Origin of the sequence: Arthrobacter koreensis, assembly GCF_035792275.1 — a bacterium.
GTDB lineage: Bacteria > Actinomycetota > Actinomycetes > Actinomycetales > Micrococcaceae > Arthrobacter_B > Arthrobacter_B koreensis_A.
In genome coordinates, this window is the sequence record NZ_JAMWKK010000009.1 from 71,415 (window position 1) to 85,147 (window position 13,733).

9 protein-coding genes are annotated in these 13,733 nt (G+C 65.5%); 5 read left to right on the plus strand and 4 right to left on the minus strand.

Annotated features, from left to right (window positions below; translation table 11 throughout):
* Nucleotides 1-124: 124 nt before the first annotated feature.
* From NGB94_RS10445 to glsA, 3 genes are read left to right on the plus strand one after another with little or no spacing between them, the layout of a single operon-like run.
* Nucleotides 125-1,507, plus strand: coding sequence for a glutamate decarboxylase (locus NGB94_RS10445; RefSeq protein WP_325790564.1), 1,383 nt, complete (start codon nt 125-127; stop codon nt 1,505-1,507).
* Between the two features lie 18 nt (nt 1,508-1,525).
* Nucleotides 1,526-3,325, plus strand: coding sequence for a putative glutamine/gamma-aminobutyrate antiporter GadC (gene gadC, locus NGB94_RS10450; RefSeq protein ID WP_325790565.1), 1,800 nt, complete (start codon nt 1,526-1,528; stop codon nt 3,323-3,325).
* Nucleotides 3,322-4,275: a glutaminase A gene (gene glsA, locus NGB94_RS10455; protein ID WP_325790566.1), complete on the plus strand. Its 954-nt coding sequence runs from the start codon at nt 3,322-3,324 to the stop codon at nt 4,273-4,275. Before gadC ends, glsA begins: the two co-directional genes overlap by 4 nt.
* Nucleotides 4,276-4,375: 100 nt before the next feature.
* Here glsA and NGB94_RS10460 read toward each other — a convergent pair whose 3' ends face one another.
* The 3 genes from NGB94_RS10460 to NGB94_RS10470 form a co-directional block, all read right to left on the minus strand.
* Nucleotides 4,376-5,152: an IclR family transcriptional regulator domain-containing protein gene (locus NGB94_RS10460; RefSeq protein ID WP_325790567.1), complete on the minus strand. Its 777-nt coding sequence runs from the start codon at nt 5,150-5,152 to the stop codon at nt 4,376-4,378.
* A gap of 159 nt (nt 5,153-5,311) precedes the next feature.
* Complete coding sequence (locus tag NGB94_RS10465) at nt 5,312-7,138, minus strand: bifunctional sugar phosphate isomerase/epimerase/4-hydroxyphenylpyruvate dioxygenase family protein (protein ID WP_325790568.1); 1,827 nt, start codon at nt 7,136-7,138, stop codon at nt 5,312-5,314.
* Between the two features lie 17 nt (nt 7,139-7,155).
* Complete coding sequence (locus NGB94_RS10470; RefSeq protein WP_325790569.1) at nt 7,156-8,028, minus strand: shikimate dehydrogenase; 873 nt, start codon at nt 8,026-8,028, stop codon at nt 7,156-7,158.
* A 180-nt stretch (nt 8,029-8,208) separates the two neighbouring features.
* On the opposite strand from NGB94_RS10470, the gene NGB94_RS10475 reads away from it, so the two are divergent.
* Nucleotides 8,209-9,522 carry an MFS transporter gene (locus NGB94_RS10475; protein ID WP_325790570.1) on the plus strand — a complete coding sequence of 438 codons (1,314 nt, stop codon included), beginning with the start codon at nt 8,209-8,211 and terminating at the stop codon, nt 9,520-9,522.
* Nucleotides 9,523-9,587: 65 nt separating this feature from the next.
* On the opposite strand, the gene NGB94_RS10480 is transcribed toward NGB94_RS10475, so the two are convergent.
* Nucleotides 9,588-11,219 carry an AarF/ABC1/UbiB kinase family protein gene (locus NGB94_RS10480; protein WP_325790571.1) on the minus strand — a complete coding sequence of 544 codons (1,632 nt, stop codon included), beginning with the start codon at nt 11,217-11,219 and terminating at the stop codon, nt 9,588-9,590.
* 287 nt (nt 11,220-11,506) lie between these two features.
* Between NGB94_RS10480 and NGB94_RS10485 the strand changes: the two genes are divergently transcribed.
* Nucleotides 11,507-13,732: a glycoside hydrolase family 3 C-terminal domain-containing protein gene (locus NGB94_RS10485; RefSeq protein ID WP_325790572.1), complete on the plus strand. Its 2,226-nt coding sequence runs from the start codon at nt 11,507-11,509 to the stop codon at nt 13,730-13,732.
* Nucleotide 13,733 lies beyond the last annotated feature (1 nt).

Genomic DNA, 13,733 nt, shown 5'->3' on the forward strand with positions numbered 1-13,733 from the left:
GTGATACCTAGAATGGCCGATCAGCCGCGCGTATAGTCGAACGCACGCACCTGTGGGGCTTTTAGTGCCGCCGCCCACTGCGGCCGGCATTCACGTTGGACACTCCTTACGAGAGGTCGAAGCCATGCCGCAGAACGATCCCCAGGATTTCCTCAGCGTCAATCCGATATTCTCCCGCGAGGGCGAAGCCACGCAGATCCCGAAGTACGAGTTCCCCGAGGGCGGGATGCTGCCGAGGACGGCGTACCAGATCGTCCACGACGAAACCATGCTGGACGGCAACGCGCGGCTGAATCTCGCAACGTTCGTGAGCACCTATATGGACGACAACGCGAACCGGCTGTACGCGGAGACGTACGACAAGAACATGATCGACAAGGATGAGTACCCGCAGACGGCCGCGATCGAGCAGTACTGCTGGAGGATGCTGGCCGGGCTCTGGCATTCGCCGGATCCGCAGGGAACCCTGGGCACCTCCACCATCGGTTCGTCCGAGGCCTGCATGCTCGGCGGCCTGGCGTTCAAGCGGCTGTGGCAGCACAAACGGCGTTCCGAGGGAAAGTCCACGGAGAAACCCAACCTGGTCATGAGTTCCGCGGTGCAGGTCTGCTGGGAGAAGTTCTGCAACTACTTCGACATTGAGCCGCGCCTGGTGCCCATCAGCGAGGAACACAAATGCCTTGACGGCTATGAGCTGGAGAAGTACGTCGACGAGAACACCATCGGCGTTGTCGCGATCATGGGAGTCACGTATACCGGCATGTATGAGCCGGTGAAGCAGATCGCCGCGAAACTCGATGAGATCCAGGCCTCGACGGGGCTGGACATCCCCATCCATGTGGACGGGGCTTCCGGTGCCATGATTGCACCGTTCATCCAGCCGGACCTGGAGTGGGATTTCCAGCTCGAGCGGGTCCATTCCATCAGCACGTCGGGCCACAAGTACGGACTGGTCTACCCGGGCCTGGGCTGGGTCGTCTGGCGGGACCGGCAGTGGCTGCCGGAAGACCTCATCTTCTATGTCAGCTACCTCGGCGGCGACATGCCCACCTTTGCCCTGAACTTCTCCCGCCCCGGAGCCCAGGTGGTGCTGCAGTTCTACATGTTCCTCCGCCTCGGATTCGAGGGATACAAGAAGGTGCAGCAGGCATGCCAGGACGTGGCCCTGTACCTTTCGCACGGAATCAGCGAGATCGGCCCCTTCGAACTGTGGAATGACGGTTCCGACATCCCGGTCTTCGCGTGGCGGCTGAAGGAGGGGCATACGGACCGGTGGACGCTGTACAACCTGGCGGACCGCCTCCGCACGAAGGGCTGGCTGGTACCCGCCTATCCGATGCCGGACAACCTGGGCAACCTCACGGTCGAGCGGATTGTTGTCCGCAACGGTCTGAGCATGGACCTGGCCGGGCGGCTGCTCAAGGACATCCAGGATGAGACGACCTACTTGGAAAACCTGAGCGCTCCCATGCCCGTCGAGCAGGAACACCCGGGATTCCACCACTAAACCGAGGAGGTGAGTGCAGTGAGCGATTCAACTGCATCGACTGCATCGGCGGGATCCGCATCGACTGGATCCGCGCCGGGCCGCATGAGCCGGGCGAAGCAAAACGCAACCATCACCGTCGGCGCGCTCGCCGTCATGAACATCGTTGCCGTGGTCAGTCTCCGCGGCTTGCCGGCCGAAGCTGAGTACGGACTGAGCTCGATCTTCTATTACGTGTTCGCCGCGGTCGTATTCCTGATCCCGGTGTCCATCGTCGCAGCAGAACTGGCCACGGGCTGGCCGGAAACCGGCGGCGTGTTCCGCTGGGTGGGTGAGGCCTTCGGCCCGCGCTGGGCGTTCCTGGCGATGTTCATGCTGTTCATCGAAGTCACCATCTGGTTCCCAACGGTCCTGACCTTCGGAGCGGTGTCCCTTGCCTACACGGGAACCGACCAGAATATCGATGCGCAGCTGTCAGGAAACAAGGCGTTTGTCCTGGCCGTGGTGCTGGTCGTCTACTGGCTGGCAACCTTCATTGCCTTCCGCGGCGCGGCCGCGTTCTCGAAAGTTGCCCAGTGGGGCGGGATTGTCGGCACCCTGATCCCTGCCGGAATCCTGATTGTCCTGGGGTTCTCCTACTACTTTGCGGGGAACACCCCGCAGATCCAGATGGGCTGGGGCGAGGTCATACCGGACTTCTCCAACTTCTCCAACGTTGTGCTGGCGGCGAGCATCTTCCTCTTCTACGCCGGCATGGAAATGAACGCCATTCACGTCAAGGACGTCAAGAACCCGACCCGGAACTACCCGCTCGCAGTGCTCATCGCAGCAGCGGGAACGGTCGTGATCTTCGTCCTCGGCACACTGGCCATCGCCTTTGTGGTCCCGCAGGCGGACATCAACCTGACGCAGAGCCTGCTGACCTCCTACAACGACATGTTCGACTGGGCCGGCATCAGCTGGGCTTCGCCGATCGTTGCAGCCATGCTGCTGATCGGTGTCCTGGCAGGGGTGGTTACCTGGGTGGCAGGCCCGTCCAGCGGTCTGCTTGCCGTAGGCAAGGCCGGGTACCTGCCCCGTTTCTGGCAGCACACGAACAAGCACGGCATGGGAACCCACATCCTGCTCTTCCAGGCGTTCATGGTCACGGCCCTGGGCGTTGTGTACGTGGTCCTGCCGTCGGTTCAGGCGGCCTACCAGATCCTGAGCCAGCTGACCGTGATCCTCTACCTGGTGATGTACCTGCTGATGTTCGCGGCCGCCATCTACCTGCGCTACAGCCAGCCGAACCGGCCACGGCCGTACCGGGTACCGGGCGGTGACCTTGGCATGTGGATCTTCGGCGGCGTCGGATTCCTGGGTTCGCTGATGGCGTTCGTGTTCAGCTTCATCCCGCCGGACCAGATTTCCGTAGGGTCCCCGGAAACCTACGTGGGGATCCTGGTGGGCGGCGCCGTGCTGCTGATCATCCTGCCGATGGTCATCTACGCGTTCCGCAAGCCGCACTGGAAGGATCCCCGGACTGAATTCGTGCCCTTCACCTGGCAGCTCGAACACAAGCACCCGGGAACGGTCAACGAATCCTCTGCCGCAACGGCCGACCTTTCGCAGAAATGGGAGGAGTCCTTCGACGAAACCGCTGCGGCCGGAACCACGGCCGGAACCTCGTCCGGGACAGCGGCCGGGACAGCGGCCGGAACCACCAATACCACGGCCGGCAAGCACTCCGGAAAGCCGTCGCCCACGGGCGCGGGGTCAAGGGGGTCGGGGCAGGGCGGACGCACACGGGTGCATCGGCCGCGGACCGGCCCGGCAGCAGGCGGGAGCACAGCGGTATGAAAATCGATAAATCAGCTATCCAGGCTGCCGTGAATACAGCCCACAGTGACTTCAAGTCCGACCAGGGCGGTAACAACGCCAGCTACATTCCGTTTCTCGCCTCGGTGGACCCGGCGCTGTTTGGCATCAGCGTGGTGACGGCCGACGGCGAGGTGATCGAAACCGGCGACTCGAACTTCGAGTTTGCGCTTGAATCGATCTCCAAGGTGTTCTCCATGGCGCGGGCCATGGACGAGGTCGGGCTGCCCCAGTTCCACGACAAGGTGGGAGCGGACCCTACCGGCGAGCCGTTCAACTCGGTCATAGCCGTGGCGCTGCACGATGACAAACCGCTTTCGCCGCTGGTCAACGCCGGTGCCATGTCCACTGTCTCGCTTATCCCGGCCGGCAGCGCGGAAGAGCGCTGGCAGAAAATCCTTGCCACCCAGTCTGCGTTCGCCGGACGGGAGATCAGGATGAGCGACGCCGTCAACGACTCGGAGCAGTCTACGAACTTCCATAACCGTGCCATCGCCTGGCTGCTGTACTCGGGCGGGACGATGTACTCGGATCCGATGGAGGCCTGCGACGTGTACACGCGGCAGTGTTCCACCCTGGTGACCGCCGTTGACCTGGCCACGATGGGAGCGACCATCGCAGCCCGGGGTACGAACCCGGTCACGAAGCAGGCCGCAATTACCCACACGGACATTGTGCCGCCCATGCTGGCCGAAATGACCATGGAAGGTCTCTACACCGCCTCCGGTGACTGGGCCTACCGGGTGGGCCTGCCGGGCAAGTCGGGAGTGGGCGGCGGTGTCCTGGCCGTCATGCCCGGGGTTTTGGCCATCGCTGCCTTCTCCCCGCCCCTGGACGCCGCAGGAAACAGCGTGCGCGCACGGAAGGCGGTGGCACAGATTGCTTCCGCGCTGAACCTGAACCTCTATAACGCCTCGGACTACGCCACCTGAGGGGCGGGCGGAAAGACGGACTGCGGCGGGGATATGCGAACGGGTCTCCGCCGCAGTTCCATGCCCGGGCAGGCAGCACGGCCGTTCCAGGGCGCTCGTGCTAGCCGGTCAGCCGGATGCCATAGTCAGCCGAGATCGCCTCTGCCGCCGTCCTCAGGCGCGGCAGCAGCACCTCCTCCAGTCCGGCGGCACGGCCGAAGGGCTGGTGCAGGGATACGTTCGCCGCAGCGACGACCCGCCCGGCGCGGTGGACCGGGACGGCGACGCCGCTGAGTCCCTCCTCGTATTCCTCCCGTACAACGGACCAGCCGCGCTCCCGCACACCGCGGATCTCGGCCAGCAGGGCATCGCGGTCAGGGACGGTATTAGCCGTGAAGCGGCGGATGTCGGAGCGCTTGACGCGGTCCTTCAGGTCTGGCTCGTCCAGCGAAGCCAGCAGGACCCGGCCCATCGAGGTGGCCCATGCCGGGAAGCGCGTCCCCACGTGGACGGCAACACTCACGAGGCGCGGAGAGGTGATCCGGGCAACGTACACAACGTGCACATCATCCAGGATGCACAGGGATGCCGTCTCCTGCAGGTCTGCGGAGAGGGACTTCAGGTGCGGTTCCGCGATAGCGGGCAGCGTCAGGTTGGAAAGGAAGGCCGAACCGATGTTCAGCACGCGGGGAGCCAGCTGGAACCGGGTTCCGTCCGTAGAGAGGTATCCCAGCTCGGTGAGCGTGAGCAGGAAACGGCGCGCCGCAGCCCGGCTCAGGTCTGCCGCAGCTGCCACTTCACTCACGCTCTGCAGGGGGCGCTCCTCCGTGAACGCGCCAAGGACGGTGAAGGCCTTCTCCACGGACTTTACGTACCAGTCTGCGTGTGCCGCTTCCATGCCGTCCCCTGCTCCGCCCTGCACTGTGCCCTCGACCTGACTGCGTGTCCACCCGGGGCTCCGGGCCCGGCCCGAAACGCCTTGGAAGTGATCCTAGCCCACACAGGCGTCCTGCCGGCCGGGACCCGCTGGCGGCAAATGCTCAGGTCAAACAGGGTTTCAGGCTGTGGCCAGGTACTGCGCGGCCAGGCGGACGGGTGCATTGGGCGCGCCGTATCCCTCGTAGGCCGGCCGGCGTTCAACCACTTCAAAGAAGACGTTGCCCACGGTGGAGGTGTAGAAGTGCAGGAACTCTCCGTCCGCGTCCCGGTCGTAGAGCAGGTTCAGCTCCCTGAGGGTGGCGAGGAACTCCGGCTCCAGCCCAAACCGGGCGTCGAGGTCCTCATAGTAGTTCCCCGGCACCGGCAGGAACTGCAGTCCGCGCCCGACGGCGGTGCGCGCCAGGGCTACCAGGTCGCTGCACGCGAAGGCGACGTGCTGCGGGTAACCCGAGCCATCGCCGTCGAACACCATCGGCGCTATGTTGAGTGCCATGCGCACGGCACCGTCGCTGCTGCGCATCACCTGGCTGCGGACCAGGCCCATGGGGCTGGGCACCTCGACGCTGGGACGCGGGGTGAGTCCGAGGGTGGATTCGTAGAAGAGTACCGCTTCATCGAAGTACTGCCACGGCTGGGACAGGTTGACGTGGTCCACGGCGGTGATGGGACCCTCAGCCGGAACGGGGGTGCCGCTGCCGAATTCCCTGATCCAGCGGGGACCGCCGGTGACAGCCTCACACAGGAAGATCTCCGTCCCGTCGGGAGCGGCTACAGCCTGCAGGACTTCCTCGTTTGCCTGGCTGCGCCGGGGCACGGCAGTAGCTTTGAGCTGCAGCGCGCGTGAGGCAGCGGCGAGGGCGTCCGGCACGTCCAGCCCGATCGCCGAAATACCGGGTTCCAGTCCGCCCGCGTTCTGGCTGTTGATGATGACCCGGGCCCCGTTTTGGGTCCACAGCTCAACGGCCTTGCTGCGGTGGGTTCCCTGGCAGGTGAAGCCAAGCTGGTAGAGCAGGGTCCGGACGGCCCCGGGGTCGCCCGCTTTGACCTCGGCGAAGTTGAAGCCGAGCGGTTCCCCGACTCCGGGCAGCGTGGAGAGTTCCATGGCGGTTTCACCGGCGCCGGTTTCGTGCAGGTGAATGGAGGTCTGTTCAGCCAGGCGGATCAGTGAGCGCATGGCGTCGACAGCGGTACGCTCCTCGGCAGCCTGGCGGAAGACGTCGTTGAAGATTTCCAGCGAGACCGGGCCGTTGTAGCCGCTGCGGACCAGATGCCCCATGAACGTGACCAGGTCGAAGGCACCTTCGCCCGGGAAAACCCGGTAGTGCCGGCTCCAGGACAGCACATCCATGGACAGTTCCGGCGCGTCGGCCAGCTGGACGAAGAAAATCTTCTCCGCAGGTATCTTCTCGATCGCTGCCGGGTCCCAGCGCCGCGAGAGGATGTGGAAACTGTCCAGGCACGTTCCCACGCTGGGATGGTCTGCCAGCTCGACGATGCGCCAGGCATGCTCGAAATCGCTGACGTATTTGCCCCAGGCCAGCGCCTCATAGGCGAGCCGGACACCATAGCGCGCCGCAGTCTCGCCCATGAGCCTTAGCTGGGAAGCGGCTACCTCGTCGTCATCGACGGTTGCCGTCGCCACGTTGCTGCATACGAGCATGGTGTCGATGCCAAGGCGGTTCATCAGGCGGAACTTCGCTTCGGCCCGGCGCAGGTTGTCCGCCAGGACCTCCTCGGAAACGCCCTCGAAATCACGGAACGGCTGGTAGAGGTCCAGCGTCAGGCCAAGCGACTGCGCCAGCTCCCGGATCTGCTCCGGCGTGGAAGGAGAGACCACAAGGTCCTGCTCAAAGATTTCGACGCCGTCGAAACCGGCTGCCGCACAGGCACGGAGCTTGTCCTCCAGTGTTCCTGACAGGCAGACCGTAGCAATCGACGTACGCATGGAGAACCCTTTCCGGCTCAGAGGCCGTTGCTGACCATTTCAAGGAAGTGTGCCCGCATGCGGGCCGGGTCCGGGCGGATGCCGGTGATGAGCTCAAAGGCATCTACTGCCTGGCCCACTGCCATGTGGCCGCCGTCCAGGACACGGCAGCCAAGTGCTTCGGCCGTTTCGATGAGCTGGGTACGGACCGGACGGTAGATGACGTCCGCGACCCACAGCTCCGGGCGGAGCAGGGCGGCATCCACCGGCATGCCCGGGTGGGAGTGCATGCCTACGGGGGTGGCCTGGACAAAGCCGTCGGCCGCGGCCATGGCGGCCGGAAGGTCTGCTCCGGTTCCGGCCGACACCCGTGCGGCCGGGAAAAGCGCGGACAGTGCCTGGACGCGTTCCTGGACCCGCTCCGGGTCAAGGTCAACCAGTACCAGTTCGCTGGCCCCGGCTTTCAGCAGGGCATAGGCCACGGCGGCACCCGCTCCGCCGGCGCCGAGCTGCACGACCCTCTCGAGGGACGCACCGGGCAGCCCGGCGGAAAGAGCCCGCCCAAACCCCGAATGGTCCGTGTTGTGGCCGGTGAAGCCCGAGTCCGTAACCAGGACGGTGTTGACGGCGCCGAGCCGCGCGGCGTCGTCGGACACCTCATCCAGGTGGGCCATAACCAGCTGCTTGCAGGGATGGGTGATGTTGAAGGCGTTGAAGCCCAGGTCGCGGCCGTAGCGCAGCAGGTCGCCGACTTCGTTGCCGCTGCGGCCGTTCACCGAAAGATCCACCGGACGGTACAGGTACTGGAGACCGTTTTCCCGCGCTTCCCGCTCGTGCATGGGCGGAGTCAGGGACGCAGTAATCCCTTCGCCAATCAGCCCGACAAGCCAGGATTCGGTGGTGGTGCTCAAGTGGATCTCCCTTCGGTGCCCGCGACGGGCTAGGCCCACGGTACCGGCCTGTTCATAAAATGCACAACTGTGCGCAATACGCACAGATGTATTGCATCTGACTATGGCGCGGGTTACATTGTGGTGTTCGCATGAAGCACTGCTGTGCGTTTTCCGCACACCATCCCTTGGAGGCCCCTTATGAGCGCTGCACCGACGCAGTCCGCCCAAGCCACCGCCAAGACCCCGAAGAAGGCCGCCGCGGCGAGCTTCATGGGCAGCGCGGTCGAGTACTACGACTTCTTCATATTCGGCACGGCCGCATCGCTGATCTTTCCCTACGTCTTCTTCCCGGACGCAGACGCCCAGGCGAGCATCATGTCCCTGGCAACATTCGGCTTCGCCTACATTGCCCGTCCCGTAGGGGCCGTCATCCTTGGCCACTTCGGTGACCGCGTGGGCCGCCAGAAGATCCTTATGTTCACCCTGATCCTGATGGGCGCTTCAACCTTCCTGATCGGCTGCCTGCCCGACTTCAACACGATTGGCTGGTGGGCTCCCACCCTCCTCGTGCTGTGCCGCCTGGCGCAGGGCCTCTCCGCCGCCGGCGAGCAGGCCGGCGCCAGCTCCATGACACTGGAGCACGCCCCGGACGGACGCCGCGCCTTCTTCACTTCCTGGACCCTGACAGGCACCCAGGGCGGCCAGATCCTGGCCGCAATGGTGTTCATCCCCGTCATGGCCCTGCCGGATGACATCAAGTACAGCTTCGGCTGGCGCATCCCGTTCTGGCTCAGCGCCGTCGTTGTTGTTGTCACCTTCTTCATCCGCCGCACCCTGCACGAGACCCCCACCTTCCAGGAAGCCAAGGCGAACAACCAGATTGCCAAGCTCCCCGTGGGTGACCTGCTCCGGCACCACTGGCGCGACGTGCTGCGTGTTATCTGCTGTGCGTTCATCGCCGCCGTCTCCACCGTGTACGGGACCCTGGCCATCAAGTACGGCACCGAAGTCGGCAACGTCGACGCCGCCATCACGCTCTGGCTGGTGGTTGCCGGCAACATCGCCGCGCTCTTCACGCAGCCGCTGTTCGGCATGGCCGCAGACCGCTTCGGCCGCAAGCCCGTATTCATTTACGGAGCCCTCTCCAGCGCCGTCGTGATGCCCTTCTACCTGCTGTGCATGGAATCCGGGAATCCGCTGCTGCAGTTTGCGCTCTCCGTAGTGGTTTTCGGCTGTGGCTACGCTGCCGCGAACGCAGTATGGCCGTCCTTCTACGCTGAGATGTTCAGTGCCCGGGTACGCTTCTCCGGCCTGGCTATCGGCACCCAGCTGGGCTTCCTGATGGCGGGCTTCGCGCCGTCCATCGTTGCCGCCCTCGGCGGACTGGAGCCCGGCGGCTGGGTAGTCATCAGCTGGTTTACCGCGGCCATTGCAGGCATCGCATCGATCTCCGCCCTCACCGCCAGGGAATCGTTCCGCACACCGACGGCCGAACTTGGCCTGAAGAAGTAACAGCTTCTGCACCGATACGGCCGGTACCGCGCATCAGCGGTGCCGGCCGTTGGCGTTTCGGGCCGCTATCCGGCGTCCAGCCTGCGCTGTCTGCGGGCCGACCAGGCCAGGTAACCGCCCAGCACACCGGTAGACGCCAGCCCGGCTCCCATCAGCGGCGCCTGCCAGCCGCGCCACCGGTCGGCGTCGCCCAGCGTCAGCTCCCCGACGCCGCGGATGAAGGCTGCGGCGAAGATCGCCGCGACCATCCGGTTGCCTACCCGCTCCAGCCGCTCCACCAGGGGAACCAGGTCCCCGGCCCGCAGATGGACCTCCATTCCTTCGAAATCCAGGGTGTTGATAAGCCGCTGCAGCTGTCCGGGCAGTTCGGTGCCGAGTTCCAGCAGCTCTCCCCCGGCTTTGCCCAGCCGCTTGGCGTAGGCGGCCGGGTTCAGGTGCTGCACGGTCATCCGCCGGGCGTAGGGTGCCAGGGTCTTGCCCATGCTGAAGTCCGGGTCCAGGACCTCCCCCATGCCTTCGGTCATGATCAGCATCCGCAGCAGCAGGGCAATCTCCCCGGGCAGCTGCAGATGGTGGTTCCGGATGATTCCCAGGCCGTACGTGATGATCCGCCCCACCGGGGCATCCCCAAGCGTGCGGTTTGAGTAGAGCTTGATCAGGCCGGCAAGGTCCATTCGGAGCTTGATGCGGTCCGGACGGGTCCGGGAGACCGTCATCCGCATCAGTGCAGTGGCCATCCGCTCCGGGTCCTTGCGGATGACGGCGACGAACAGGGCCGAAAGCTGGCCGCGCAGCTTGTCGTCGAGTTCTCCAACCATGCCAAAGTCAATGAGCCCGATCTGGGAGTTGGGCTGCACGAAGATGTTCCCGGGATGGGGGTCCGCGTGGAAGAAACCGTCCTCGAATACCATCTTCATTTCAGCATCCGCAGCCGTGACGGCCAGCGCCTTGCGGTCCAGTCCCGCGGCCTCCAGCGCCTTGGTGTCGGTAACCTTCATGCCGTAGAGCCGCTCCATGGTCAGCACCTTCGAGGTGGTGTGCTCCCAGTAGACGTGCGGGATCACCACGGCGGAGTCGTCTTCGAAGTTCAGGGCGAAACGGTCTGCATTATGACCCTCCTGCACGTAGTCCATTTCCTTGCGGAGGGTGTCCGCGAACTCATCCATAAAGCCCTTGACGTCGTAGTCCCTGGCCGCCTCCCAATGCCTGCTGGCGTAACCGGCCAGGGACTGCAGGATGGACAGGTCCGCCTCCACCTCCGGGACAATGCCGGGACGCCGGACCTTGACCACCACGTTCGTCCCGTCCGCGAGCGTGGCAGCGTACGCCTGGCCAATGGAAGCGCTGGCAATTGGGGTGCTGTTGAAGTCACGAAACACGTCCAGGGGATCCGCCCCGAGTTCCCGGCGGAGTGAGACACGCACATCGTCCCAGGCGGCAGGGGTCGCCGAGTCCTGCAGCTTTGCCAGCTCATCCATGTAGGCCGGAGGCAAAAGGTCAGGACGGGTGGAGAGCAGCTGGCCCAGTTTTACGTAGGTGGGACCGAGTTCCTCCAGCGCACGGCGCAGGTACTCCGGGCTCGCCATCCGAGCGGCGCCGGCACTGTTGGCCTCCCCGCGGCGGAACGGCAGCCAGGACTCAAGTCCGGCAACTGACACCAGGTATCCCAGTCCGTTGCGGTACAGGATTTCGGCCATTTGGCGATAGCGGTCAAAACGGGTCTTCATAGCCTTCTTTCCGTTGGCCCTGTGCAGGCCCGGCTGATCCCGGCAGGGCCAATCCCCGGCCCGGGAACCCGGGGCGTGGCCGCTACCGGGCGGATCTCTGTTAGGGGAACGATAGTCCCAAACACACAGCACCGAACAGGGACCGCGGCAGGGGCACAGGCCCCGGAGCTGCTTCCGTGCCGCGGTCTTCCGTGCAGCCGCTGCTGCGGCCTAGACTCAAGCACCCCGCCCGGAACGGCACAGACCCAGGAGCAGCCATGCCAGCATCCGAACCCGCCCTGGACCCGGCTGCGAAGGCCGCACTGCTGACCGGCGCCGGCATGTGGGAAACCCCGGGATCTGACGAGGCGGGTATCCGTGCCCTGACCCTGACGGACGGACCGCACGGCGTCCGGCTCGCGGCCGGAGACGACACAGGGCCCGCGCTGGGCCAGTCGCGGCCGGCCACCTGTTTTCCAGCTGAATGTGCCACGGCCAGTTCGTGGGATCCGGCACTCCTGGAAGAGCTGGGACGCGCGGCCGGGCGTGAAGCCGCCGCCTACGGCGTCGACGTGCTCCTGGGACCGGGCCTGAACATTAAGCGCTCCCCGCTGGGCGGCCGAAACTTTGAGTACTTCTCCGAGGATCCGCTGCTGACCGGTGCCTTGGGTGCAGCGTGGACGGCCGGCGTTCAGTCCTGCCGCGCGGCGGCCTCCCCCAAGCACTTTGCCGCCAACAACCAGGAAACCGGCCGCATGACGATCGACGTGGTCGTGGACGAACGGACCCTTCGGGAAATATATCTCCGTGCCTTCGAAACGGTGGTGAAGCAGGCCGCCCCCTGGACCGTCATGGCCGCCTACAACCGCATCAACGGCTTCCATGCCGCCCAGGACCCGTGGCTGCTCAACCGGGTCCTCCGCGGCGAATGGGGATTCGACGGCGTCGTGGTTTCGGACTGGGGCGCAGTCACCGACCGCGCGGCCGCACTGGCAGCGGGCCTGGACCTGGAAATGCCGTCCTCCTCCGGCGTGGGCCCCGGCGAGCTGGTCGCTGGACTGCAGGCGGGACTGGTCTCCCCGGATGACGTGGATGCTTCCTTGGAAAGGATGCGCGAACTGGGACGGCGCACGGCCGGCAGGGATGTTCCTGCCCTGGATTTCCCGGCCCACGATGCCCTGGCCCGCCGCGCTGCCGCGGCTTCGATGGTGCTGCTGAAGAACGACGGCGGGGTGCTCCCCTTTTCCTCCGGGTCGCCCCTGGCGGTGATCGGAGAACTGGCACGCACGCCGCGCTATCAGGGCAGCGGCTCTTCGCAGGTCAATCCCGCCAGGCTCAGCACGCCGTGGACGGCGCTTGCGGCCCGGGTGCCGGAGGCATCGTTTGCCGCGGGGTACGGTCTGGAGGACGCAGAACCGGATGGGGACCTGATCCGTGAAGCGGTCCGGGCAGCAACCGCGGCAGCCCAGGCAGTGGTTTTCCTGGGGCTTCCCGCTGCGGCTGAAACGGAGGGAATGGACCGCACGTCCCTGGAGCTTCCGCCGGCCCAGCTGCGGCTGCTCGACGCCGTCGCCCGGGCGCGGCCGGACGTGGCCGTTGTGCTCTCGAACGGGTCCGTGGTGGATACATCCTGGGCACCGAAAACCGGAGCTGTGCTTGAATCGTGGCTGGCGGGCCAGGCCTGCGGGGACGCTGTCACAGACGTCCTGCTGGGAGACGTGAATCCGTCGGGCAAACTTGCCGAGACCTTTCCGGCAAAGCTCGAGGACACACCTGCCTACGGAAACTTCCCCGGAGAAGCGGATGAGGTGCGTTACGGCGAGGGCCTCCTGGTCGGGTACCGCTGGTATGACACCCGGATGGTCGAACCGGCTTTTCCCTTTGGCCACGGCCTCAGCTACACGCAGTTCGGCTACTCGGATCTTTCCGCCACCGTGGACACCGGCGGTCCGGCACCTGCTATCCGGGTCTCGCTGCGGCTGGCCAACACCGGGACGGCTGAAGGTGCGGAAGTCGTGCAGCTCTACGTTGCGGCCCCGGAAGGAGATGTTCCGCGGGCGGAGCAGGAGCTCCGCGCCTTCCAGCGGGTGAACCTTTCCCCGGGCGAAACCCGGACGGTGTCCCTGGATCTGCCGGAGGGAAGCCTGGACAGGTTCGACCCGGCAACCCGGAGCTGGGTAACCGATCCGGGGACCTACGAACTGCGGGTGGGATCTTCCTCCCGGGATATCCGCCTCACTGCCGGCGTGGAGCTCCGCGTCCCGGCGGTGCTGCCGCTGCCCACGGCTTCATCATCCCTGGCCGAATGGATGCGGCATCCCCTGGGTGCCGCCGTCCTGGGTGAAGCGCTTGGTCCTGCAGCCTCGGGGTCTGCGGGGTCAATGCTCACCTTGATGGGGAGCCTGCCCCTGGACCGGCTGGGCCGGTTCCCGGGCTCACCGCTCAGCGCGGACCAGGCAGCCGGACTGGCCAGGCTGGTCGCCGAGCGGGCCGTCGAAGGTTAGT

What these genes read in the sequence shown, in the direction of transcription:
- NGB94_RS10445 (WP_325790564.1), top strand. Translation starts at nt 125, where the DNA reads ATGCCGCAGAACGATCCCCAGGATTTCCTCAGCGTCAATCCGATATTC.
- glsA (WP_325790566.1), top strand. Translation starts at nt 3,322, where the DNA reads ATGAAAATCGATAAATCAGCTATCCAGGCTGCCGTGAATACAGCCCAC.
- NGB94_RS10460 (WP_325790567.1), bottom strand. Translation starts at nt 5,152, where the DNA reads ATGGAAGCGGCACACGCAGACTGGTACGTAAAGTCCGTGGAGAAGGCC.
- NGB94_RS10465 (WP_325790568.1), bottom strand. Translation starts at nt 7,138, where the DNA reads ATGCGTACGTCGATTGCTACGGTCTGCCTGTCAGGAACACTGGAGGAC.
- NGB94_RS10475 (WP_325790570.1), top strand. Translation starts at nt 8,209, where the DNA reads ATGAGCGCTGCACCGACGCAGTCCGCCCAAGCCACCGCCAAGACCCCG.
- NGB94_RS10480 (WP_325790571.1), bottom strand. Translation starts at nt 11,219, where the DNA reads ATGGCCGAAATCCTGTACCGCAACGGACTGGGATACCTGGTGTCAGTT.
- NGB94_RS10485 (WP_325790572.1), top strand. Translation starts at nt 11,507, where the DNA reads ATGCCAGCATCCGAACCCGCCCTGGACCCGGCTGCGAAGGCCGCACTG.